Raw genomic sequence first — 25,126 nt, 5'->3', positions numbered from 1 at the left:
CAGCTCAATGCTTCAAAACCTTGCTATGCAGTGTTACAGAGAAATCTCACAGAAAGATGATAGTCGGTTCTACCCTTGCTGAGTCTCTTCGTTAGAACTGAATAACCCCAGGGCTGGTCCCAAGATAGCCCCAAATACAAATCCGCCTGCATGGGCCCAGTAGGCGATGCCGCCATCTGCCATGCCAACATTAGTGGGGATACTGAGACTGGCAACACCATAGGCCGCTTGCTGTAGAAACCAGATGCCTAAATAGAATATGGCTGGAATTCTGAAGGGCAAGAACAGGAATCCCAGAGGCACAATTGTTACGATCCGAACCGTGGGAAATTTGAAAATATAGGCTCCCATCACACCTGCGATCGCACCGCTGGCTCCCAAGGACGGAATGTCAGAAAACATACCAAAGTACCATTGGGTCAAGGCTGCCAGGGCACCACAACCCAGATAGAGCAACAGATAGCGAGCCCGCCCCAGCTGTTCTTCTACGTTATTGCCAAAAATCCATAGGTACAGCATGTTGCCAGCCAGATGTAGGGGACCGGCATGGATAAATTGGCTAGTGAATAGGGTGGACCATTCGTAGATGTCAAACGGGATGCTCCCATCACCAAAGAAACTGACGGTTAGCTGCTCTGGAACTACGGCCCATGTGTGGAAGAAGGCGGTCAGTTCCATGGGGGACGACAGCGTGAGTTCGTAGAGAAAGACGAAAACGTTGAGGGTGATTAGTCCGTAGGTTACGTAGGGCGTAATCTGAACCGGGTTTTCATCACGAATAGGGACCACGCTGCACCAAGAGATACCACTTGCTTACAAGATATCAGCTACCTGTAGACAGGACAGCCCTAGTTTATGAAGATCGACGCAAAAGTTTTTTCGCTTGTCGTTGCAGACGATTTGGAAGAGAGGGGGATTGCGATCTCAACAACCCTATTGTTTGTTGTAATTCTGGTTGTCCGCACCAATACTCATAGGCAGGTACCGCCACCCGGTTCAACAACGACACCCAACGCTGAGTAATGGCCTGGGGCGTATAGGCCAGGGCCCGCTGATACCCATGGGTCACCATCGCTTGACGTAAGTTAGAATTATCCCGCAAACAGGTTAACTGTTCTAACACCTGCCAGAGGGAATTAGCCTCTAGATAATCAAGGGAACTTTGACGTTCTGCCCAGTAGGCACTGTCCCTGCCTAAAATAGCTGGAATTCCTGCTAACCATGCATTATAAAGTTTTGTCGCCGGTTTGTTACAAAAATTCTGAGTTTGCCAATGCAGCCGGGGATCAAAACTTCGCACAGCCACAATCGCATCAATCTCACGGTAATCGTGCCACTGATTACCGTGGGGGATATCGTCGTTCCCACTGTTAGAAACTAACCGCCACTGTAACCCTAATTGAGCCAGTCGTTCTTGCCAAATGGGGGACTGGAACTCGGAATCTAGGCTGTTTTGATGCCCTACAAAAGCAACGGTTTCAAACCGATTTTCCCGTTCAGCATCACGGGGGAGTAGTCCTGGCTGTGGCCAATGGGGCATAAAGACTCGACGCGGAGAAGCCTCCACTGGGTTTTGAACAATATGTAGCTGTGCATGGACATGGGGTGGGGCATCTGCCTTCAGACAGATGAACAGTTGTCGAGCCCCTGGTTTTAATGATGCTCCTTGCAATACACTGCTGTGAAACAGAACAATGCCCTGATTCGGGAGTTGTTGGCTCAGTTCACAGGTAAACCCCACATCTTTCAACCGTAGATAGGTTTGCAGGGTCCAAGCGTAAATTTCTAACCTAAATCCAGGCCAATCATCATTAGCATTCTTTGGCCAGGTGGTTGGCCAAAAAGGCTGAGGTAGATAAAAAACGATCTTTGGTCTGGCCATGGGAATTACTCCCTTTAGACGCTTCTGGATATGGAGAAGGTTTAAATGGTGGCACAGTTAAACTCAATGGGGCTAAGCAAGATATGGACTAGAAAGGTTCGTCATAGGTTGTAACAATAGTTGGGGAATGCGTTGCTTAGTTTTAAGAATATGCATCGCTCGCTTAAGCTCATCATTGAGCAGGGCTGTATGTAAAGGGGGCTAGGTAGACCTTACCCAGATAAATCGGTAACGGGCTTTGCCGAGGAGACGTTCTCAACACACCTTTTCCAAAGCTAGAATACTTAAATCTATTTCTTTTGCTTCCATGTGCCGTTATGGTCAGCGTTGCCCCGATTATTTCACAGCCGGTGCCACAGCCTGTTGGTGAAAAACGTTTTTTGTTTCGCGAACTTGATTGGCAGCGTTATCAAATGCTGCGGGATACGCTGAGTCGCGATCGCAACATTCGTTTTACTTACATGCGCGGGACATTGGAAGTAACTATGCCACTTGAAATTCACGAGTTTTCGGCTCGATTAATTGAGCTTTTTATTCGTATTCTAGTGGTAGAGCTAGGAATGAAGGTTAAGACAATGGGCTCAACCACCCTGGACAGGGAGGCCCTGGATAAATCTGCTGAACCAGATGATGCTTACTATATTCAGAATCAACCCCTGGTTGCTGGTCGGGATGTTGATCTGGAGCAAGACCCACCCCCTGATCTAGTAGTAGAGGTGGACATCACCCATACAGACATTAATAAATTACAGCTCTATGCTGCCATGGGAGTCCCAGAATTTTGGCGGTATAACGGCGAGGTTTGGCGCATTTATGCTTTTTGCGATGGTGAGTATGGGGAAGTAGAGGAGAGTCCTACGTTTCCGCTGGTACCTAAGGTGAAGCTGTATGAATTTTTGGCAACAGCCAGGCAAGATGAGGTCGACGCCGAACTAGCTTTGCGGGCATGGGTGAGATCTGTGATGTGAAATCACGGATTTTCATCACCCATAGGGACTACGTTGCATCAAGAGATACACTTGCTGACAAGAGATCAGGAATACGCGAAGTAATATTCAATGAAAATGGCTGCAACGACTAGTACCGTATACTCTCGAATGCAAAGTATACAGACTCCGATAATCCCGCTTATCAAAGAACTGATCAAAAACAATCCTGGCACCATTCCTTTAGATCAAGGAGTTGTTTCATATACACCACCAAATAGTTCCATCGAAGCAATTCAAGATTTTCTAGCCCACCCCCAAGAGCATAAATATCAAGCAACAATTGGCATTCCCAAACTATTAAGTGGCATCCAAGGGAAATTACAACGAGACAACCAAATTGATATCGGCCATGATAATTGTGTTGTCGTTTGTGCTGGTAGCAATATGGGATTCTTAAATGCCATATTAGCCATTACCCATGCTGGAGACGAAATCATCTTAAACACTCCTTATTACTTTAATCATGAGATGGCAATTGGCATGATCAATTGTCATCCTATACCTGTCCAGACTGATGACAACTATCATCCACAAATAGATAAATTACGCCAAGCAATCACATCTAAAACAAAGGCCATCGTTACAATTTCTCCTAACAATCCTACCGGCGTCGTTTATGATGCGTCTATTCTGAGAGAAATTAATCAGATCTGCCAGGATGCAGGCATCTATCACATTAGTGATGAAGCCTATGAATATTTTACTTACGGCAAAGTAAAACATACGTCGCCTGCTTCCTTTCCGAATAGTATGCCCCACACCATTTCCCTCTTTAGCCTTTCCAAAACCTATGGATTTGCTAGTTGGCGCATTGGGTATATGGTTATTCCTAAAAAGTTATTACCATCAATTCTAAAAATACAAGACACTAACTTAATTTGTCCTCCAGTCATTTCACAATATGCAGCCCTAGGCGCATTAAAAACTGATAAAGCGTATCTTTTTACTCATTTATCAGCAATTTCAAAAGTTCGAGAGAGTATTCTCCAAAAACTGAAGGCTCTACCTGAAAATTGTCAAATTGTTGTGCCCAACGGAGCATTTTACTTTTTCATAAAAGTCAATTCGGATCTATCAGATTTAGATTTGGCTAAACAGTTAGTAGAGACTTATAAAGTAGCTGTCATCCCAGGGCAGGCATTCGGTATGCATCAGGGTTGTTATGTTAGAATTTCCTATGGTAGCCTCACTCTAGACAATGCATCTTTAGGCGTGGATAGACTGGTAAAGGGCATTAAAGAATTAGCTTCATGATTGGAGTTTCATGATCTACCTGTTTTGCAAAAACCAGTCAGGATATACGCTATAACCCCATCTATGTAATTAGGGATACCCTAATATGGTGGGTTTTAGAGCAGCGTTCCGGGGCTCGGTCCATGGGAAACTTCAGTGTACCTAATTGGGATAACATGACTACTTCCAGAAAGGGAACTCGAAGGGGCCGTGAAATCCGTTTGAAGACTCCCCCAAGAGGTAGATTTGTCTCATTTATCCGTGAAGCAAAAAAGACTTTACCTGATGGTTAAAATCTCTAGCCTCTTCATACGCTCCGTGGCCAAGTCCTTTATAGATAATCAATTTGCTATCGCGAATTTGCTCTGCCATTTCTTCAGAGGAGTTAAGACCTACAACGTTATCTGAATCACCCCCAATTACTAAAGTAGGGCATTGAATAGAAGGTAGTTCGCTGTAAGTATCATGCTTGATACAGGCATGTGCCTGCTTTAGGAACCTATCAAAAGACTTTGGCTTGCTTACTCTTGTAAGTATTGGATAAAAGGGTTTATACCTTTTGAGCCGGTTTTCAGTAAAGGTTTTTTCCATTGTATCGATAATGAGGTGTCTATAATCACCATGCTCTGCCATTGTTATCCAATTGCCAATAGCAGTCTGAATGGTTTGATTTTGTCTGGCAACAGATACGCCTATAACAAGTTTAGAAACCTTGTCTGAAAAATCAATAGCTAAACGCTGAGCAATCATGCCACCTTGAGAGACCCCAAAGATAAAAGCCTGCCCAATCCCCAATATACCCATGGCCTTATCTAGATTGTTCGCCATATCCTTGATGGAATATCCTTCTTCCATGTCTTGTTTGCGGCTAAACACATAGACTCTAAGGTCTTGTGCAAACAGTCGATAGTAAAGGGCTAACGTAACGGCATTGCCTTTCACCGTTTGTAGCCCATCGCTAAGACCAGGAAGAATAATCAGCGGAGTATCGCCACGCCCAAATGTTACGTACTCCATTGTGGTGTTGCCAATTCTTATAGTGTTTCCCGAGCAGTGATAGAACATCAGAATCTATATCCAAAATCACTAATGCTTAGTTTGATCAATATAGTTGCGAGCCAAAAACTGTTTCATGTTTTCAGCTCGCAGTTGAGATTTATTCCTTCCCTTCTAAGTTGATAATCTCTTGCAAAAAAAGGCACACATCAAGAATCAGTTCCGGGTCTATTAAGCTTGGTGTATCGAGCTGGGTATGAATAACCGTATCTATCAACTCAAATATCCCGGTAGATGTGATGGCAATGGTCGGCACTTTGGCAGAGGCAAACAGCATATGGTCGCCTTGATACCAAGGGGGTATTTCTTGAATACTTTTAAATGAGTGATAGATTGATTCGATTTGTTCAGCATGTTTCTCGGAACATTCCATTAAAGATATTCCAGTTTTATTATCTTTTAGTCCTAACCCATCACAGTTGATGGCAAGCTTTATCTGATTAAATTCACTATTGTATGTGTCGAGATAGGCGATTTGTCCCGGTGTAGAGAAGTAATCTTCTCCATTAAATGCGACTAGTTCAATCCCAACACCTGCCAGTGTGGTCTCTTTTAACATCTCAGACAGAGTAAGCAAAACGGTAACCCCCACGGCATTATCAAGTGCGCCTGGTGTTCCTGACTTGGTATCAAAATGAGCTGTGATAACAATTTTATTTAGACCTGTCTCACCTTTTCTGGCAATAACATTCGCACCGGTTGTCTTTTTTCGTTTACTGTTAACTTTCAAATGAATCGGCAAATTGCTGTTTACAAGCCTATCTATATCATTTTTAGAAAATACAACCGATGGAATATCAAAATCACCATCTTCAAAGACAGGAAGCAGGTGTTTGTCATTTAAGCTGGTTGTCAGGATCGCTTCAGGAGCTTTTTCTTCTAGTAAGCTAATGATTCGTTGATGATGCTCGGGATTATAAAATTTAAAATTCTTTGGCATCAATGGTTCTTGGGTTAGTTCGCCGCATAAAACAGCGATTTTACCTGCCAAGTCAGCCTGCTCAAGCTGAAACATGTTGTTGACCACCTCAATACCAGCTTGAACGTTACAAGGTAATGAATAGGGTGAAGGCTCAACATCAGCTTTAATATCCCCGATGTTTAAGGTTGTTTCGTTTTTCTCCCAGTCGAGGCAGTCAAATTTCTGTAATGTGACCTTAAACTTGTTTCGAGTAAAGACTTGCTTAATATAATCTTCTGCTCGGTGATTTGCAGCGGAGCCGGTGGGTCTTTCACCTATATTTACAGATAATTCGTTGATGTGGTGTTTAATTTGCTTGAGTAATACGTTTTTGTTTTGCATAACATTCCCCTCTGTTGGTTAATGGTATATTTGCAATGTATCTCAAGCTTGCTAAAAAGAATTGTAAGAATGCGACATCTATTGTGGTATTTGACAAGGATGTCTAAAAAACGCTTTGGGAGATAACCCAGTAAATTCTCTGAAATCACGGATTAAATGGGATGGATCAAAATATCCGGCTTCATATGTAAGTGTCGTCAGGGATGTAGCTCTTTCGAAGTGCTTGATAGAGGTATTCAATCTGACAATACGACCAAATTTTTTGGGCGATATTCCGACATTTCTTAAAAATGTTCTTTCTAATTGTCGTTTACTAATATCTAGTTTGCTTGCTACTTCATTGACAGCAATTTGCCCATTTTCACCAACAATAATGTTGACGGCTTCCTGAGCGAGAGAGAAATCATTGGGTATAGACAGTCTGCTAAGTAAAAAATTTTCAATTAGCAGAATACGTGCATAAACCCCATTGGCTTCAATAATACGTTCTTGCAATGCTTTTATTTCCACTGGGAGGATATTGTCTAAAGCAATACTTTGATTAGTAAATTCATTAACCGGATTTGGGAAAAAAGCTCTAAAGGCACAAGGATAAAACACAACAGCCAACATTCCCACAGAACCAGGTGCTGTCATGACATCCTTGTATTCTGTTTGCTGTCCACAAATCAAGCATTGTGGCTGGATGAGGCTTTGACTATGTTTGCTAATTTCTTTAAATGGGGTTCTGTAGTGAAATATGAGTTGCAATTCTCCAGAAGGAATTACTCTTTCCGTATAAACTGTTTTCAAGTCTGAATTGACTTCAAACTGCCAATAGAGTTTAACCAGGCTCGACAAGTAGCTATTTGGTTTGTAAGTTTTATATATTAACAATACTGTCACCTGCTCTTGTTCTAACAGTGATATTGTAAGCCTTCACAAGGAGGGATAATGAAAACCTATAGCGTCACCAAAACGATCAATGCCAGTGCAGATACCATCTGGGCCATACTCACTGATAGCTCAAAATACCCTGACTGGAACGAGACCGTAGGCAAAATTGAAGGTAATATTGCCCTAGGAGAACAGCTCAAAGTCTACTCAAAAAGTAACCCTGACCAGGTATTTCCTGTCAAGGTTATAGAATTTGAACCTGGTAAGAAAATGATTTGGCGCGGCGGCATGCCCCTAGGGCTGTTTGTCGGTGCTCGTACATTTCTCTTGTCGGGTGATAGTCATGGCCCTATGGAGTTTTATATGGAAGAAAAATTTAGCGGTTTGATGTCACCGTTAATAACTCGCTCAATTCCAGACCTGACGCCATATTTTGAGCAGTTTGCCTTAAATCTAAAAGATAAAGCAGAAAACTATAAATAATGCAGATTGCATCATCAAAGTCTTTTTACAGGTATTAAATTTTGTGTTACGTGGGCTAACTCACGCCATAACGGTGCTTCTAACCCAGTTAGAAGCACCGCCTTTTGATCAACACTAGCTCAGCTAAACACCTATTTATTCGTGTCTACGGCTGATGGTAGTTTTTCATCAGCCCAACTCAAACCACGAACAACCCATTGCCCAACGGCAACAGTGGACAAAACCAGAGCAGTGATTTTAAGACCGAAAATAATCAATCCACTGAACGTAGTCGTCAACGTGACCAAAGCAATGGTGAGTACGGCTAGGGCTGCGGCTAGAAGCAATTGAATAGGCTGAGTATTGCGTAGCAGCTGCCAAACGGCCTGCGTTTTCTCAAGGACCAGCGGCTGATACTGAACCCATAGATTAAGAGTACTGTCCGTGGCTTGGGTAGCTAGATTACTCAGCTTGCTTTCGAGGGCAATACGAGGCTGCTCTGTGGCATCAGCGACAGAAATATCAAAACTAGCAGGGCTAGATGTAGGTTTTGCTAACGTCATAGCTCACTCCTTATGTGAGAAATGCAAATGGAAACCAGGGATGTCTAAGCGCTAATGACCGATCCCTTGGGAACTTAATGAGGCATAGGGACTAGAAAATGTAAGTACTAATGTATCACACTAGGGTACATATGAACTAATCAATTAATTACTTAATAAAGTGCCGACGCTATCTTTTATATCTGTAGTAAATTTATTGGTTGTTACATTCAGCATCCTCAAAGTCCCATAGTCATGGTGAGCAAAAAACATAATCCCAAAACATAGCTAGCCATAGGGTAGAAATGGCGACAATAAAGGACCTTTGTCCCAGGAATAAAAGATACCCAGGTTAGCTCAACCAACCATTCTTCGTAGCTTCAAACACAGCCTGAATGCGGGTGCGAACGCCTAGTTTTTCTAGCATGTTCTTGGCGTGGAACTTGACCGTTCTCTCACTGATGTAAAGCTGTTCTGCAATGTCGCGATCGCGATGACCCTGGGCTAGCAATCGCATCACCTCTTGTTCCCGCTCGGAGAGGGGCGAAGCGGCTGTAGTCACCTGGGATGAACTCAACTGTTGCGGTAACCGCAATCGCACCTGGGCCACATCAGTCCCTGTCTGGATTTGAGACTCACCGCCCAGGGTTTGTCCTGTGGCTAAAATATCCTGGAAAACCTCGATCAGAGTTGTCTCATTGAGGGGCTGCGCAGGGGTGGTCGCCAACATGGCCTCTAGGACAACAGTATCTGTATCGTAAACCAAACGACAATATTGACAAGACAACTTGACCAACCGATTTGCCATCTGGAGCAATAGCTGGGTGATCGGCAACGCCAAGGGTTGTTCCGTACCCAACAGACTTAGCCGGTTGCCCCCAAGCAGAGCGGCTAACTGCTCCGATAGGTGAGCGGCATCCGGTGTTTTTAACAAGGCCTGATGGTTAACGGCACTGGCCAGGGCACCAGCCACAGACAAACTGAGGATCTGTAGGACCTCTAAAAACTCAGGTGCCATGGGACGATGACTGAAAACCGCGAGTACACCAATGGCCTGGTCACCTGCCATCAGGGGCAATCCGGCAAAGCCCTGAATATTGTTAGCAATGGCCCATTCTCGATCTTTAACCCAGTCTTCATCGGGCAGACAGTTGCTTAAAAAAGGAATGCAGTGCTGGGCAATTTTGCCAACCTTAAAGGCCCCCATGGGTACCCGAGCAAAGTCACCGTCTAAACGAGTGTAGAGACCAGATGAGGACACTAGTCGCAGAGTACGGCGATCGGGTTCCACCAGCCAAATGCGCGTAAATGCACAGCCAAATTGCTCAATCAGCCCATTGGTAACGCAGACGGCAATCTCATCGGGGGTCAACCAGCCGGTAAATTTGCCGACTAAATCTCCACACCGCTTTAGATCGAACAAAAGCCGTGAAACATCCAAGGCATGGGATGTAAGATTGGGCACTGTGGCAGATATCATACCGAATAGGGTTGAATATAGCTGAAATTGAGGGTGATGGCGGTAATATTAGCCACCGATCAAGCAAAATGTTTAAAGCAACTTCTTTTCAAGTGTAGGTGAAGCTAATGGAGGTTGGAGCCCATTATTGGCCAACTCACTAGGATGCGATCGCACCACCAGCTAAGCAAACAGCTGAGCAAAATCCCAGGCTATGACAGTTATCCAAAGTATCCTTTCACACCTGCCAAGATCGTTTCCATGGCCAAGGCGGCCAGTAATAGCCCTAAAATGCGAGTAACCACATTAACGCCCGTTCGTCCCAGACCTTTTTGAATCAAGTCTGCACATAGCAACGCGATAAAGGTAATGAACAGTACACTCAGCAATGCCAATGCTGTCACTGTCTGGTCTATAAAGCCAAATTTTGTATTGTCAGTCAACAACACCACTGACATAATGCCCCCTGGCCCTGCAATCAGAGGCGTTGCCAATGGAAATACAGCCAGGTCAATGGATGACGCAGGATCCGTGGAGGCTGAATGACCGCCTGAATCCTGTAGGACCATCTGGAGGCCAACAATTAATAACAGAATGCCCCCGGCTGTTCGGAAGGCTGGCAGGCTGATATCCAAAGCCGCTAACAGAGATTGGCCAACGACAAGGAACGCTAACAAAATTAACGTTGAAATGCCTACCCCAAGCAATGCAATACGTCTGCGGCTAACCTGGGGCTCCCTTTGCGTGATGGCAATAAAAATAGGTACTAGACCAATCGGGTCAATGACAACAAATAGTGTTACCGCATCCTGAAGAAAATGTTGAAGCATAGAAATCTATCGTTACTATAGACCTGTGAGATATCTACACTACTTCAGGGTTTATTAGCTGTTCGCTATGATGACTAATTGTAACCTCCAGCTATTGTGCCCCATATGTTGCTAGAGCAAAAACTACCAGGATGGCTCAAGTTTGGACTCATTTTACCCCTCATTTTTCTAGATGGTTGGCTGATAGTTCTGCTCTTTCAATATTTTCAGCCCATTACCAGCATCGTGATTCTGGCGAGCCTACTGGCCTTTTTGCTAGAGTTTCCCATCGTCTTTTTAGAAAAAAAGGGGCTGGGCAGGGGCTGGGCAATTACGTTGGTGCTGATATCGGCACTGGTTGCAGTCAGTGTCATTAGCTTGATTTTAGGTCCTCTGATTTTTCAACAGCTGGTTGAATTTGCCAATCGTCTGCCGGTTTGGCTCAACAAAATCGAAGAGCAGATTCAATTCCTTGATGATCAGAGCATCATGCAAAACTTGCCGGTGGATTTGAGCGATCTCTCGACTCAACTGATCCAACAAACGTCAACGGCATTAAAGTCCTTAACCAGTCAGCTGATAAGTCTGACGGTTGAGACCATTAGCAGCACCGTCAATCTGCTGATTACGCTAATTTTGTGCATTTTGCTAGTGATTTTTGGCCCTGACCTATGGCGCGGTTTGATTAGCTGGTTGCCCATGGTGTGGCGCGATCGCATCCAGGCAGCCCTTCAACCTAGCCTCCAAAACTATTTTGCGGGTCAATCGATTATTGCGTTATTGCTAGGGGCAGTGTTATCGGTGGCATTCACACTATTACAGATTCCCTTCGGTTTGTTATTTGGCGTAGTTATCGGCCTTGCCAGTGTCATTCCCTTTGGTGGCACCATTACCATTTTATTGGTCAGTGGGCTACTTGCTTGTCAAAGCCTATGGCTAGGGCTCAAGGTGCTAGTAGCCGCTATTATTTTGGGCCAGATCAATGAGAATGTAGTGGCCCCTCGTTTAATTGGTGGGATGACGGGGGTGAATCCAGCTGTCGTGCTAATTACAGTACTAATAGGCGCAAAAGTGGCTGGATTCTTGGGATTGTTATTGGCCGTACCCACAGCTAGCTTTGTTAAGCGAATTGGGGATATGCTGCGCAGTACAGATAATCCTGACACTCAGCTGTTAAGCCACAGTGCAGTAACAAAAACTTGAGCTTGTTTTAACACCAATCAGAGTGTTGGCAAAGTCACGACTAGAAAAGCTTTTGAGGTGATATTCTCCTAGAGAGATCCCCCGGTAACATAGCCGCAGGAATTTTAATCGTTAATCAACAAACCACTACGATAAATTCTCTAAATTAAGAGATGTTTATGGGACTGATCAAGTTAACAATTTGCATTATTCCCTGGCTCAGATGCTCGATAGTAAAGACCTGGGCCTAGTCATGAAACAGTTATTTACAGTGGGCCACAAAATACTAGACCTCTACTAAAAACACTATTTTGAGCCCGTGTATGCCTTTGTTTTCTGATTGTTTTCATCGGTTCTCAGATGAATTTATACAGTTTATTGTAATCTAGCTAAAATTAGATGGTACAGAAGCCTTATTGTCTGTAATCCGTTTCCTTTAAATAATAAAAACAAAGTGAACCCGTCACAAAGTGAGCCCGTCATAAAGCGATACTGTTTCCAGGCTAGTCATCCTCGCCAGGTGAATAATCATATCGCTAAGTATGTTCTGGGAGTAAAACACTGATGAAAGTTGAGAATCTTGCAGCTTGCCCTACTGTAGACGTAGAAGACGACCGCACCGGGCTGAGCATAGAAACGCTGCGGCGTGCCCTGGCCGATAACTTGTTTTACGTCCAGGGTAAGTATCCAGGGACCGCGACAAAAAATGATTACTACATGGCCCTGGCCTATACGGTGCGAGATCGGTTGCTACAGCGATGGCTGGCAACCCGCGAAGCCTACGACAAACAAGATGTCCGCATCGTTTGCTATCTTTCAGCAGAGTTTTTGCTTGGCCCTCACCTGGGTAACAATTTGGTCAATCTCGATATCTATGAGCCTATCCAAAGGGCGTTGACAGAGTCAGGTCTGGATCTAGATGAGTTAATTGCGCAGGAGGAAGAACCCGGTTTAGGTAACGGTGGTCTCGGACGGTTAGCCGCTTGTTATATGGAGTCCTTGGCCAGTTTGGAAATTCCTGCCATTGGCTATGGTATTCGCTATGAGTTTGGCATTTTTGACCAGGAGATCCGCGATGGCTGGCAGGTGGAAATTACCGATAAATGGCTACAGTACGGCAATCCATGGGAGATTTTACAGGCCGATATCGCTGTTGAGGTAAAATTTGGCGGACATACTGAGTTTTATGCCAACGACCAGGGGGAACAGTGCGTGCGCTGGTTGCCAAACTATACCCTCAAAGGCATTCCCTACGACACACCGATTTTGGGCTACCACGTCAACACAGCCAATACCCTGCGGTTATGGAAAGCAGAAGCCAGTGAATCGTTTGATTTTCAACGCTTCAACCAGGGGGATTACTATGGTGCGGTCGATGATAAGACGGCGGCGGAAAACCTGACCAAGGTACTTTACCCCAACGATGAACAGGTTCAGGGTAAGGAGCTGAGACTACAGCAGCAGTATTTCTTTGTGTCCTGTTCACTGCAGGATATGATTCGTATCCACTTAGCAGAAGGCAATCGTTTAGAAACCTTCCATGAGAAGTTTGCAGCTCAGTTGAATGATACCCATCCGGCGGTGGGCGTTGCCGAACTGATGCGTTTACTGGTGGATGAACACGCCATGCCTTGGAATACCGCATGGTATGTGACCCAAAGGACCTTTGCCTATACCAACCATACGCTGTTGCCAGAAGCGTTGGAAAAATGGTCATTGTCATTGTTTGGTCGGTTGTTGCCCCGACATTTAGAAATTATCTATGAGATTAATCAACGGTTTTTAGAGCAGGTCCGACAACAATTTCCCAATGATGTAGGTAGAATAGCTGCTCTATCTTTAATTGATGAGTCGGGAGAACGCTACGTGCGGATGGCGAACCTGGCGTCAGTGGGTAGCTATGCCATTAACGGGGTGGCAGCACTGCACAGTGAGTTAGTGAAAAGCACCGTACTCAGAGAGTTTCATGAGCTATGGCCCACTAAAATCACCAACGTCACCAACGGGGTGACGCCGCGCCGTTGGATGGTGTTGAGTAATCCCCAGTTGGCTGACCTGATCACCAGCAAAATTGGCCATAGCTGGGTGCGACAGTTAGGTGAGCTGAGGCAGCTAGAAACGTATGTCAATGATTCTGAGTTTTGTGCCGCCTGGCAACAGGTGAAGTTGGCCAATAAACAACAATTGGCCCAGCGCATTCTCAACTTGACCGGCATTGAGGTGGACCCTACGTCAATGTTTGACATTCAAGTCAAACGGATTCACGAATATAAGCGGCAACATTTGAATGTGCTGCACATTATTACGCTCTACAACCGGATTAAGGAGAATCCGGCTCAAGAGATTGTTCCCCGCACCTTTATCTTTGGCGGCAAGGCGGCACCGGGCTACTTTTTGGCCAAGCTCATGATTAAGTTGATTACCTCTGTGGGCGAGGTGGTCAACCACGATGCTGATGTGGCGGGTCGTCTAAAGGTAGTGTTTTTACCTGACTACAATGTCACCAATAGTCAGCCTGTGTATCCTGCTGCCGATCTCTCAGAACAGATTTCTACAGCGGGCAAAGAGGCATCTGGAACAGGTAATATGAAGTTCTCGATGAATGGAGCTTTGACCATTGGTACGTTAGATGGGGCCAATGTGGAGATCCGTGAAGAGGTTGGCGAAGAGAATTTCTTTTTGTTTGGTCTGACGGTGGAAGAGGTGATGGCGCTGAAGGCCCAAGGTTATAGACCGAATGAATATTGCGATCGCAGCCCCAACCTTCAAAAAATCATTCACCAGCTTTCTTCTGGCGTATTTTCTAGAGGCGACCAAAACTTGTTTATGCCCCTAGTTGATAATCTGCTGTATCAAGATCCTTATCTTCTATGTGCTGATTATCAAGCCTATGTTGATTGCCAGGACCAAGTCAGCCAGGCCTACGCTGAGACTGACCGCTGGACTCACATGTCTATCCTGAATACGGCCCGTATGGGTAAGTTCTCCTCAGATCGGTCCATTCGTGACTATGGGGAGACTATCTGGCAGGTGCAGCCGGTGCCGTTAACCCTCAAGGATTACGTGCAAGCGGATGCTGGGTTACGGGTAGACCAATCATGGGTTTAAGCATTTATTTGCTCCGCCATGGTGAAACAACCCACAGCCAGACTGGTGGCTATTGTGGTGCCCTTAACCCAGAGCTAACGCCAGCGGGGATGGAGATGGCCCAGGCATTTGCAGATGCATATGGAGCCATGGACTGGACAGCAGTATTTACCAGTCCGATGAAGCGCACCATGGCGACGGCCAAACCCCTGTGTGAGGCCCTGGGGATGACGCCGCAGCTGCGGGAGGGTCTTAAGGAGTTGCAGTATGGGGCTTGGGAAGATCGCAGCCAGGATGAGGTTAAGCAGCTATACGGCCCAGACTACAATCGCTGGATGACTGAACCGGCTTGGAATCCACCCACGGGGGGAGAGACATCTCTCCAGATTGCGAGCCGGGCGAATACTGTGATTGCGGAGATTAAGGAGACCTACGAAACGGGCAATGTACTAGTGGTGTCTCACAAGGCGACCATTCGGATTATTATTTGTAGTCTATTGGGGATTGATCTGGGGCGATATCGCGATCGCATCGAAATGCCCGTTGCCTCTATCAGCGTCATTACCTTTGGTCGCTATGGCCCCATGCTCCAGCGTTTGGGCGATCGTAATCATTTGCCTAAAGCATTGCGGGAGCGGGCGGGCACATGATTACGATCGTTCATATCTGGAACACATGCAGCTATGCCATTGGCTGTTGTTAACTCGATAGCACAATGGCGTCCCTACCTGTTCTCCAACAAAAAACAGGCATGGCTAGTGAAAGCGACTACAGCAATTGTCTAGGGTTCAATGCTGAATAATCTTGAATAATGTATTCAACCGTTGACTGACCAGTAAATGCAGATGCTGGCGCTGACGTTGTTAAGGCAACGGCTCTCATGCCTGCATTTTGAGCGGCTTCAATACCAATCACACTGTCTTCAAAAACAACACAATACCTTGGGGCAATATCGAGCTGTTGGGCAATGGTCAAAAAGGTTTCAGGGTGAGGTTTACCCAATGTGACATCGTCGCCACCAACACAGATAGTGAAATAGGCTGCAATATCTAAGCCATCGAGTACTAAATCGATATTGGGTTTCATTGCTGACGTTCCCAACGCCATCGTAATTTCAAGCGATTGAGCTATCTGTAAAAATTCTCTGAGTCCGGTGATAGGTTGAAGGTGGGGTTTATACAGCTCTCGATAAAGGGCTTCTTTCTGATGGGCCAGGGTCGTAACAGCAGCATCGGATAGCTCTTCACCACAAATGCGGCGAATGCATTGTTCAATGGTGCCGTGGGTTTGCTGCTGGACCTCAGCCTCCGTCATTTCCACACCCAGGCTTGACAGAAATTTTTGCCAAGCCTGCATATGAAACGCCATATTATCAACAAGGGTGCCATCCATATCAAAGATGAAGGCCATTTGTTGTCTAGGCATTAAACATTCACTCCAAGACGTTTGTTGATTTCCCCAGCATATTGCTCAGCGTTTAGCCCTACGATCAGATGCAAGACTTGGTCTTGAACTCGCATTATGGCTTCAACACCCGCTGCTTGCAGGGCTGCTTCGTTAACAGTATCAGGGGTCGTAATTTCCACACGCAATCGAGTCATGGCCACCGGATCTACTGTACGAATGTTGTCTGCACCTCCCAGGGCGGCAACCATTGCTTGAGATTTTTCGGCAGCGGCGGGATCAGCTGTCACCTCAGCCATGGTAGTTGCGGCTGCCATTGACTCTTCTGGTATGGGGGCTCCTACCTCATCTGCCTCAGGTCCAGCAGTTTTTAGGTATTCCACCATATCTGTTTTGAGATTTTCTGAACGGGGACCAAAAATTGCCTGGGCATTGTTGCCCACCTGTAGCACCCCTGATGCCCCCAGGGCTTTGAGGCGCGCAATATTGACTTTGCCCATGTCTTTAACACCAATACGCAGACGGGTAATACAGGCATCTAAATTCTCGATATTGCTCCGTCCACCAAACGCCAGGGTTAATTCTTTAGACATGGCGGCAGCATCCTGGGGTAGGTTGCTTGCGAGTTCTTCGTTTTCCTCTTCACGACCAGGTGTGATCAAGTTAAAACGCTTGATCACAAATCGGAAACTGAAATAATAAAGTGCAGCAAACAGGGGGCCAAAGGCAATAATCAGCCATACCTTGGTGCCTAGAGCATTAAAGAGAAAGAAGTCGATAAACCCATGGGAAAAGGTAAAGCCCATGCGTCCGCCCAGGATAACAAACAGTAAGTCAGCAAACCCCGCTAGAACAGCATGGAGCAAAAACAAAACCGGAGCGATAAAGACAAATGAAAATTCAATAGGTTCGGTAATGCCGGTGAGAAAAGAGGTCAAAGCTGCGGAAATCATGATGCCGCCAATTTCTTTGCGCCTTTTGGGCTTAGCACAGTGCCACATGGCAATGGCCGCTGCTGGGAGACCAAACATTTTGAACCAATAGGCCCCACCAAGAATACCGGCTGTGGGATCTCCGGCAAAGAAGCGGTTGATATCGCCCGTAACGAGCTCATTGGTAATGGGATCGGTAAAGGAGCCAATCTGGAAGAAGAAGGGAACATTCCAAACGTGGTGCAGGCCAAAGGGAATTAGCAACCGCTCAATGAAGCCATAGATGGCGACGGTAATTGGAATGTTGTTCCCTTGCGCAGCGGCGTTGGCAAAACTGTTAATGGCACCACCAATCGGCGGCCAAACAAAACTCATGAGGATGCCGACGACAATGGCTGCGATCGCAGTAATAATCGGCACAAATCGTTTACCCGCAAAGAACCCCAGGTATTGGGGCAGCTTAATCCGGAAAAATCGATTGAACATATAGGCCGCCACACAGCCCATAATCAAACCGCCAAACACCCCCGTATCTAAAGAGGGAATCCCCATAATGGGTTTGAGGACGCTGGGGTCAATGTTGGCAAACAGAATTGAGGAGACTCCCAAAGAGGCCAGGAACACCACAAAGCCGACAATGGCAGCCAGGGCAGAGACACCATCGTTGGCGGTGTAGCCAATGGCCACGGCCACGGCAAACAGGATGGGTAGATTGGCAAAAATGGCATCCCCTGAGGCTTTCATAATCTCCGCCAGGGGGGCAGGTAGCCAGCCAAATTTGGCACTTGTTAAAACACCCTCTTGAATTTTCTGAATCTCAATCAGGCGAGCGCTACCTAGACCTAGCAAAATACCGGCCACGGGTAGGACCGAAACGGGTAGCATGAGAGCCTTTCCCATTTTTTGCAGGAGGCCAAAGGCTTGGTCACGCCATTGTTGTCGTTTTGGTAGAGGGGAAGGAGCTGTTGTTGTTGTCATGGGGTTGGGAGTCTTGTTTTGGGCATCCACCAGGGAGTGCCCCTACGAATTGGTAATGGTCTTGTTTTGGGCATCCACCAGGGAGTACCCCTACGAATTGGCTAATGGCACCAGACTACGTACTTCGGCGGCGGTTTCTAACCCCAATGTCCGATCTGCCAGTTTCTGACATTGGTCTAAGCTCAGAGAACGTACCAGGGCCTTAATAGTAGGAATCATCGAGACGCTGACGCTAAGTTCTTTGACGCCCAGACCAATGAGGAGAGGCACGGCTTGAGGATCGCTACCAATGCCACCACAAACGCCAACCCATTTGCCATAGCGGCCTGCACCTTTGACTGCGTGGTCGATTAGTCTCAACACCGCTGGATGTAGACCGTCTACCAAGGGAGCTAATTTTGGATGGCCTCGATCCATCGCCAGGGTGTACTGGGTGAGGTCGTTGGTACCCACGGAGAAGAAATCGACTTCCTTGGCAAACTGCTCGGCCATGACAGCAGCTGAGGGAACTTCAATCATAATGCCCACCTCAATGGGAGGCAAATTAAGGGCCTGGCGTTCTTCTTCTAACATGGCTTTGGCCATGCGTAGTTCTTCGATGCGGCCAATCATGGGAAACATCACCCGCAGTTTGCCCGCAGAAGCTGCCCTCAAAATTGCCCGCAGCTGAGTGCGCTGCAGTTCAGGTTGGTCAAACCCTAGACGAATGCCTCGTTCTCCTAGAAAGGGATTCTCTTCTGGGGCCATGGCCAGGTAGGGTAGAGGCTTGTCACCCCCAACATCAAGGGTGCGAATAATCATAGGTTTATCGGCTCCCAAGACTTCGGCAATACTGCGGTAAATGCCGGTTTGTTCATCTTCTGTTGGGGCTTGGGGTCGCCCCATAAAGATAAATTCGGTGCGCAGTAGACCTACACCTTCAGTCCCTAAAGAGACAGCTTCCTCGGCATCTTTGAGGCTACTGATGTTAGCAACAATCTCAACTTGATGCCCATCCTGGGTAATGGCCGGTGCAAACGCGTTCTCCAGATCAGCGGCCTGTTTGGCCTTGCGGTTAGCAATGCGGGTTTGGGTGTACTCAATGTCTGCAGCTGGGGCGTTTAACCGCAGGATGCCGCTTGTGCCATCTAAAATCACTGGGGTCCCATCGGCCAAGTCCAAAACCTGGGGTTCCACACCGGCAATGGCTGGAATACCCATGGATCGTGCCAAAATAGCCACATGGGACGTGGCTCCACCCGCCAGGGTACAAAAGCCGACCACACGCTCTCGATCTAGGGTAGCCATGTCAGACGGGGTGAGATCCTCAGCCAACAGAATTGTATTGTGGGGATACTTGATCTCTGTGGCCTCGATGCCTGTGAGAATCCGTAACACTCGCATCCCCACATCACGAATGTCATTGGCGCGCTCCGCCAATAACTCGTTTTTTAGCTGGGCTAGCTTATTTGCCTGGTTTGTGTAGGTTTGTTGCCAGGCAAAACTTGCACTTTTACCCTTATTGATGGCACTGGTGGCAATGTCCATTAACTCAGGATCATCCAAAATCTCTTGGTGGGCGGCAAAGATAGCCGCTTTACCCGGATTGCCCTGACCGTGGACCTTGGCGCGGATGGATTCAACTTCTAAGGCTGCTTTTGCGATCGCATCCTCCAACTTTCGTCGTTCTTTACTGGGGGATTCTCCCACCTCTTCAATCGCCAGGGTTTGTTCACGCACCCGATAGGTATTGCCTACCGCTAGCCCTGAGGAAGCCGCCACTGCCAAAATAATATTGGGGTCATCAGACTTGGGCTGGGGCGGCGGCGCTTTGAGGGCAGACTGATCGATACTAGCGGGTGCCGGGGCGGCTCCAGCTTCCCCCAGTCCGGCTTTTATTGCCTCAGTGAGTTCCGTAATTGCGGTCTTCGCATCCGCACCCCTGGCCTCCAGGGTAACCCGGTCTCCATAGGCCACCTGCATTGCCATAATTGCTACGACACTTTTTGCATTGGCGCGTTCACGACTTCGCAGCAGAGACACCTGGGACTGATATTTTTTAGTCAGGTTCACCAAAACTGCCGCCGGGCGGGCGTGCAGCCCTTGGGGATTGCTGATAACAATGGGCTCTGACGTGACGATATCTCCAGTGATTACGGCCTGCTCTTGACTGTCCTCATCCAGCACCAACTCCAGGAAAATATCTTGCCCTGCCGTTACCCGTCCTTGCTGGAAAACAAATTCTGCAATGCGCTCAGGATTGGTAACAACGATTTGAGTCAACAAACTTTTAGCATGGAGAGCGACATAATCAATATCAAACTCCAACAGAGGATACCCTGCTGTGACCCGATCACCCAGTTTTACCTGGGGAGAAAATCCTTCTCCCCGTAGTTCTACCGTATCCAATCCCACATGCATTAAAATCTCGACACCAGCCGCCGTTTTTAGGGTAACCGCATGGTTAGACGGATGAATCTGAATGATCTCACCGTCACAAGGCGCTCTGAGAATGTTAGAGATAGGGTCAATCGAGATACCATCGCCTACCATCTTTTGGGCAAAGACTGGATCAGGTACTGACTCAATGGGTCTTAAATAACCGGACAGGGGGGCGTTTAAGCGCAGAATGGTTTGAACTGGAGTGCGTGTGTCTAGGGGCATGGTATGGCTAATACTCTTTAGCATTAAAAACTGGATAGTGACCTGTTGGACGTGTTTGTTAGACGTATTTGTTGGGCGTGTTTATTGGACATACCTATTGGGTGTACCTATGGATTAATAAGCAAGCAAGATGGTCAAAAAAGCGGTGTTATTAACTATTTTTTAGTATTTGCCAATACATTCTTCAGTAGCGTTGCCCTATGGTGAAACCTGTTTTTTCTGTTATGACAGGGGTTTCAAAGAACATTTGCAGCAAACATGTCGTGTTTTAGAAGTCCCTATAAAAACCTTAAAACCATTGCTATAAAAGCCCTTAATCATACATAGACTTCTATTTATTGAAACGATAGACAAGCAAAACTATTGCACGCTACACCCTATAAGACTAGAGAAAAACATGCTTTTTCCAAAGCAAGAATCGATCTCAGTCAACAGACTGCAAGCAACTTATCCTATTTTTATACAACTCACATTCTGGCCATGGCCAGGTGTATAAAAAGTATAAATAAGTTGATGTTTTGATGTCAGAAATGACCGTTATTGCAATTAATAACGGCTTCAATTCATAACATGAGAAAACTCATATTTTTAGCATGTAATATGAGAGGATTCACAAGATTACCCTTCATTTCAATAACAAATAGTAAAATCGTAAATTCACTAGTATAGCTGTTGTTTTCTGTGGCTATATAGGGGGACAGTTAACGATTTAGCCTATGGTATAAACTTACAGATTCAGTGAGATAGATAATTAAGTCTGGCCCCACGATCGTCCTAAAAACTGAACAATTTATTGGTGAGTATCTATATGGGAGAAACAATGACAGTCGTAAGAAAATTTGGCTATGGGATAATTGTTGCAGCTACTGCCGCCGTTGCCCTCACCGATAAACCAGCGGTTGCGAAAGAGATGACAATGATTCTGTGCGAAACCAGCGGTACGGCAGTGAGGGTTTATGAGAACAATGACCAGGTGCTGATGCGCGCCTATAACCGTGAGCTCAATCAGGTTTGGCTTAATGACGCGCTAACAGATATTAATGTGGTACCCAACGGCATTGAATATGCTAATCAGCAAGGGCGATCAACCCTACGCCTGACTGTTGATACGGGTGCAGGAGACTGTGCGGTGCAAACTGAAGATCAGTCTGAAGGAGGTGTTATTTATGCTGGTTCCATCATCGGTACGGTGAACTATCTGGCACGCATTGGGTTGGAGCCTGGATCTGTTGTTAAAACAATGCTAGTGGATCTCGACAGTGACGCCATTGTTGCCGAGAACACCGTTGTGACGACTGGTCAACAGGTGCCAATTCCATTTCACCTATCCTATGATCCAAACAATCTTACAGCCAGTCATCAATATGGCCTTACGGCCCAAATTCTAGTTCAAGATGAGGTGCGTTGGCAAACGGTCGGTGATGGTCTGTTAATGACCCAGGGGGTTCCCTCAGCTGTTGCCCTGACGGTTGAACCGGTTGAAGAGACTGCTTTAGATGGAGCTACGGATAAACCCGTTGAACCCGCAGAGGCCGATGGACAGTTGCCTGATGCGATCGCAACTGCCGTGACAACAGCCCTCAGCCAGGAGTTCGGAACTGCTTCACCCCAAGTCAGCCGTTACAGCCGTGAAACCTGGTCCGACGGCTGTCTAGGCCTGGGCGGTCCCGCTGAAAGCTGTCTGGCTGCATTAACTGAAGGTTGGGAAGTAGAAGTGCTTGATACGGCCACGGGCCAAAGTTATATCTACCGCACCAACAGTGATGGCACACAAGTGCGTCGAGACGATGGACGATAGTCACCCGTTGAGCGTAGTCACCCCATTGGGTGATAGTCCCCAAAAAGCGCCAGGGCACCTGTAACAGATGCCCTGGCCATGAAACTATTCCAATGTCTCAGCCTGATGGTTCTCTAGAACCGATCGCCAATATTAAAAATCACCTCGGAATCGCCTTCATCATTGATGCCAAACTCCAGACGCACTGCGCCAATGGATGTCAAAGCCCTGATACCAAGACCATAGCCAAAGCCATCACCGGGTTTGTCCCGTGCCTCTGCGGGTTCACCAATAACATCATCACCACTGCCTAAATCACTGGCATAGTCAAAAAAGAAGGTTCCTCCAACATCGACATCATCGTCGAATGCATTAAAGGAAAACATGGGAAAACGATATTCGGCGGTGGCTTGAACAAAACTCTCCCCTGTGCCAATCTCACCGGAGCTATAGCCTCGTACAGAGCTAGACCCACCCAGGCTAAATGCATCATAGGGAGGCGTATCCCCAAGGATAGTACCCCCTTGAACATTAAGCACTAACGTGCGGGGACCCTCTGTAAAACCAAAAAGATTTAAAGGCAAAAACTGAGTATAGTTTGCACTGAGGCGGGTAAATAGGATATCCGCGTCCCCGATGGGAATGGATTGGTCTGCCCCAACCAAGAGTCTAGAACCCTTGGTTGGATTTTTGGAACTATTGCGACGGTCAATTACACCCGAAAAATTGACTGTTAACAGATCATCTTGACCATCATCGCTGACGGTGAGATCGTTACCCAACTCATCTTCGGAGGCGATATCATCCGAAAACGCATCCTCTCGCACAGAAATGCGCTGATAAGAAATACCTAAAGCCGCATCAAAATCAGACGCTAGAGGACGAAAATACTCAACGCCACCACCCAAGCGATGCACCCAAGGTTCATCACCGCTGGGGGTTTCCACTTCTCTGTCGCCTCCCGTAAATTCAGGCTCCACACCCCGCTGGTTGGCGAAGTTGATGCCGTAACCTGAACCATTTTTGAGAAATTGCCTAAAATCGACATCCACACCCAAGGTGTTTTCACCACCTTCCACACCTAAAGTCAGGGCTTGATTATTGCCACCTATGTTTGTAAACCCCAAACGAGCCCCAGCGGAGAAACCTCTAGCGCTATTAGAGGAAGCGTTGACGACAGCAGGTCGCGAGGGACCTTGCAGTGCAGTGGGTCGTGGCAGGGTATTGCCAAAGCTAAAGAAGAAAGAATCTCGCTCATCCACTGTCACCACCATCACCACTTGATCATCAGCGGCAGGTTCGAGGGTCAAGGATGCCTGTTTAATGATGAACATCTCATCAACTCGCTCTAACCCCTCTAGGGCAAGATCAGAGTCATAAACATCACCTGAGTGCAGGTCAAACTCTCGGGTAATAATTTCGTCCTTAGTATTGCCCTCAATAGGTTCACCGTCTCCATTCACAAAGCGAACCTGAATGTCTGAAATGACCTCTCCATTGCCGCTTGGTACGGTCAGGTCATTATTTTTGAGGCTAATGGCTGAATGGGGAGCTGCTTCTAGATGTTCTTCCTGGTCTTGGGCCGCCATCAGGCTGGAGGTGTCGAGTTCAGTCAATTCCTGAGAACTGACAAGGGATTCCTCAGCTTGAAGCGACGTATTGGTTTGTGCCCAGCCAGGAAACGTCAGCAGCAGGGAACTACTGGTAACGCTTAACGGTATTAATAAGACCCATCCATGCTGCTGAAGAAGATAGGATGCCGACAACAGTTTTATTTCCATAAACTTTAGGATGGCTTTACTTGGTTTTAATAATCAATACAAGCGTTAACTATTCGATTTTAATGGAATATCCGTTGAACTCAAAAAAATCTGTCAATTGCTCCACCCTAGATACTAGAAAAGTGCTGCAAAGCTTAATAGGGCAAACAAACCGCACATCTTAAAGCTTCGTTTAAGACTGTTTCTAATACTACTTCACACAAGCATATTAAACTCTGTAATGCTTGCTACATAGCCAGAATCGTATTAATTCCTTAACTTATTGGCAATACCGCTCTGCTATTACGCCTCTATAGCTTTGATGTTCATCTGATGCAGGCGTTCGGCCATCATTGCCATCATGTCAAAGGCAAAATTTGGAGTTTGCTCCACTAGAAATCGAAATCGCTCTTGACTAATGGGAATCAGCTGGCAGATTGTTTTTGCGATCGCACTGGCAAAATGGGGGCGATTTTCTAGAATCGCCATTTCTCCAAGGATCGTTTTAGGACCAAGGGTAACCATATTTTCACCGTCCCGCTGAATGACAACTTCCCCCTCAATCAGCACATACAGGGTCTCACTGACTTGATCTTGTTCAAAGATAATGTCTCCAGCGTTAACAGTAACAAAGTCTGCAGGGTGAATAAACAAATTCAGAGTTTCCATAGTGCTGCTGCGATCCCAGAAGATTGTGACTGTTGTATGTGCAGGGCCGGTTGTTGGTCTTGATTATAGATCACAATAGTACA

Annotated in this window: 20 protein-coding genes; 7 read left to right on the top strand and 13 right to left on the bottom strand. The window is 46.5% G+C overall.

Annotated features, from left to right (window positions below):
- Positions 1 to 69 precede the first annotated feature (69 nt).
- Together SPB21_RS08205 and SPB21_RS08200 are read right to left on the bottom strand one after the other, a co-directional pair.
- Positions 70 to 789: a rhomboid family intramembrane serine protease gene (locus SPB21_RS08205; protein ID WP_163660394.1), complete on the bottom strand. Its 720-nt coding sequence runs from the start codon at positions 787 to 789 to the stop codon at positions 70 to 72.
- Between the two features lie 64 nt (positions 790 to 853).
- On the bottom strand, positions 854 to 1,882 hold the full coding sequence (locus SPB21_RS08200; protein WP_499866273.1) for a hypothetical protein: 1,029 nt from the start codon (positions 1,880 to 1,882) through the stop codon (positions 854 to 856).
- Positions 1,883 to 2,199: 317 nt separating this feature from the next.
- Here SPB21_RS08200 and SPB21_RS08195 point away from each other — a divergent pair, with 317 nt between their 5' ends.
- Together SPB21_RS08195 and SPB21_RS08190 are read left to right on the top strand one after the other, a co-directional pair.
- Positions 2,200 to 2,850, top strand: a complete 651-nt coding sequence (locus SPB21_RS08195) for a Uma2 family endonuclease (RefSeq protein ID WP_163660398.1) — start codon at positions 2,200 to 2,202, stop codon at positions 2,848 to 2,850.
- Positions 2,851 to 2,940: 90 nt separating this feature from the next.
- Positions 2,941 to 4,125: a pyridoxal phosphate-dependent aminotransferase gene (locus SPB21_RS08190; RefSeq protein WP_250564699.1), complete on the top strand. Its 1,185-nt coding sequence runs from the start codon at positions 2,941 to 2,943 to the stop codon at positions 4,123 to 4,125.
- Between the two features lie 234 nt (positions 4,126 to 4,359).
- Here the strand turns inward: SPB21_RS08190 and SPB21_RS08185 are convergent, their stop codons facing one another.
- From SPB21_RS08185 to SPB21_RS08175, 3 genes are all read right to left on the bottom strand, one after another.
- Positions 4,360 to 5,121, bottom strand: coding sequence for an alpha/beta fold hydrolase (locus tag SPB21_RS08185; protein ID WP_499866272.1), 762 nt, complete (start codon positions 5,119 to 5,121; stop codon positions 4,360 to 4,362).
- 139 nt (positions 5,122 to 5,260) lie between these two features.
- A complete protein-coding gene (locus SPB21_RS08180) occupies positions 5,261 to 6,463 on the bottom strand; it encodes a M28 family peptidase (RefSeq protein ID WP_499866271.1) in 1,203 nt (400 codons plus the stop codon).
- A 78-nt stretch (positions 6,464 to 6,541) separates the two neighbouring features.
- Entirely contained in the window at positions 6,542 to 7,348 is an 807-nt protein-coding gene (locus SPB21_RS08175) for an AraC family transcriptional regulator (protein WP_499866270.1), read from the bottom strand.
- A gap of 48 nt (positions 7,349 to 7,396) precedes the next feature.
- Between SPB21_RS08175 and SPB21_RS08170 the strand changes: the two genes are divergently transcribed.
- The gene (locus SPB21_RS08170; RefSeq protein WP_499058950.1) at positions 7,397 to 7,822 is read left to right on the top strand and encodes an SRPBCC family protein; all 426 of its coding nucleotides are present in this window, start codon (positions 7,397 to 7,399) and stop codon (positions 7,820 to 7,822) included.
- A 131-nt stretch (positions 7,823 to 7,953) separates the two neighbouring features.
- On the opposite strand, the gene SPB21_RS08165 is transcribed toward SPB21_RS08170, so the two are convergent.
- The 3 genes from SPB21_RS08165 to SPB21_RS08155 form a co-directional block, all read right to left on the bottom strand.
- A complete protein-coding gene (locus SPB21_RS08165; RefSeq protein WP_163660407.1) occupies positions 7,954 to 8,364 on the bottom strand; it encodes a hypothetical protein in 411 nt (136 codons plus the stop codon).
- A gap of 331 nt (positions 8,365 to 8,695) precedes the next feature.
- A complete protein-coding gene (locus SPB21_RS08160) occupies positions 8,696 to 9,823 on the bottom strand; it encodes a LuxR C-terminal-related transcriptional regulator (protein ID WP_499866269.1) in 1,128 nt (375 codons plus the stop codon).
- A 200-nt stretch (positions 9,824 to 10,023) separates the two neighbouring features.
- On the bottom strand, positions 10,024 to 10,632 hold the full coding sequence (locus SPB21_RS08155; RefSeq protein WP_163660411.1) for a MarC family protein: 609 nt from the start codon (positions 10,630 to 10,632) through the stop codon (positions 10,024 to 10,026).
- Between the two features lie 105 nt (positions 10,633 to 10,737).
- On the opposite strand from SPB21_RS08155, the gene SPB21_RS08150 reads away from it, so the two are divergent.
- The 3 genes from SPB21_RS08150 to SPB21_RS08140 all read left to right on the top strand — a co-directional run bounded on the left by SPB21_RS08150 (position 10,738) and on the right by SPB21_RS08140 (position 15,530).
- Positions 10,738 to 11,814 (top strand): AI-2E family transporter, encoded by a 1,077-nt coding sequence (locus SPB21_RS08150; protein WP_163661696.1) that lies wholly within the window; start codon positions 10,738 to 10,740, stop codon positions 11,812 to 11,814.
- Positions 11,815 to 12,357: 543 nt separating this feature from the next.
- On the top strand, positions 12,358 to 14,901 hold the full coding sequence (locus SPB21_RS08145) for a glycogen/starch/alpha-glucan phosphorylase (RefSeq protein ID WP_499866268.1): 2,544 nt from the start codon (positions 12,358 to 12,360) through the stop codon (positions 14,899 to 14,901).
- Positions 14,892 to 15,530: a histidine phosphatase family protein gene (locus tag SPB21_RS08140; protein WP_499866267.1), complete on the top strand. Its 639-nt coding sequence runs from the start codon at positions 14,892 to 14,894 to the stop codon at positions 15,528 to 15,530. Before SPB21_RS08145 ends, SPB21_RS08140 begins: the two co-directional genes overlap by 10 nt.
- A gap of 118 nt (positions 15,531 to 15,648) precedes the next feature.
- Here SPB21_RS08140 and SPB21_RS08135 read toward each other — a convergent pair whose 3' ends face one another.
- From SPB21_RS08135 to ptsP, 3 genes are all read right to left on the bottom strand, one after another.
- Positions 15,649 to 16,305: an HAD family hydrolase gene (locus SPB21_RS08135; RefSeq protein WP_163702962.1), complete on the bottom strand. Its 657-nt coding sequence runs from the start codon at positions 16,303 to 16,305 to the stop codon at positions 15,649 to 15,651.
- Positions 16,305 to 18,194, bottom strand: coding sequence for a glucose-specific PTS transporter subunit IIBC (ptsG, locus tag SPB21_RS08130; RefSeq protein WP_499866266.1), 1,890 nt, complete (start codon positions 18,192 to 18,194; stop codon positions 16,305 to 16,307). The genes SPB21_RS08135 and ptsG overlap by 1 nt, the downstream gene beginning before the upstream one ends.
- 90 nt (positions 18,195 to 18,284) lie before the next feature.
- Entirely contained in the window at positions 18,285 to 20,837 is a 2,553-nt protein-coding gene (gene ptsP / locus SPB21_RS08125; protein ID WP_163702960.1) for a phosphoenolpyruvate--protein phosphotransferase, read from the bottom strand.
- An 820-nt stretch (positions 20,838 to 21,657) separates the two neighbouring features.
- Between ptsP and SPB21_RS08120 the strand changes: the two genes are divergently transcribed.
- Entirely contained in the window at positions 21,658 to 22,635 is a 978-nt protein-coding gene (locus tag SPB21_RS08120; RefSeq protein WP_499866265.1) for a YbaY family lipoprotein, read from the top strand.
- A gap of 113 nt (positions 22,636 to 22,748) precedes the next feature.
- On the opposite strand, the gene SPB21_RS08115 is transcribed toward SPB21_RS08120, so the two are convergent.
- Positions 22,749 to 24,395: a BamA/TamA family outer membrane protein gene (locus tag SPB21_RS08115; RefSeq protein WP_499866264.1), complete on the bottom strand. Its 1,647-nt coding sequence runs from the start codon at positions 24,393 to 24,395 to the stop codon at positions 22,749 to 22,751.
- A gap of 282 nt (positions 24,396 to 24,677) precedes the next feature.
- Positions 24,678 to 25,043, bottom strand: a complete 366-nt coding sequence (locus SPB21_RS08110) for a cyclic nucleotide-binding domain-containing protein (RefSeq protein WP_163660427.1) — start codon at positions 25,041 to 25,043, stop codon at positions 24,678 to 24,680.
- Positions 25,044 to 25,126 lie beyond the last annotated feature (83 nt).

Source organism: Leptothoe sp. ISB3NOV94-8A (assembly GCF_043421595.1).
Taxonomy (GTDB): domain Bacteria; phylum Cyanobacteriota; class Cyanobacteriia; order Phormidesmidales; family Phormidesmidaceae; genus Leptothoe; species Leptothoe turfae.
This window is presented reverse-complemented; position numbering and strand designations above follow the sequence as displayed.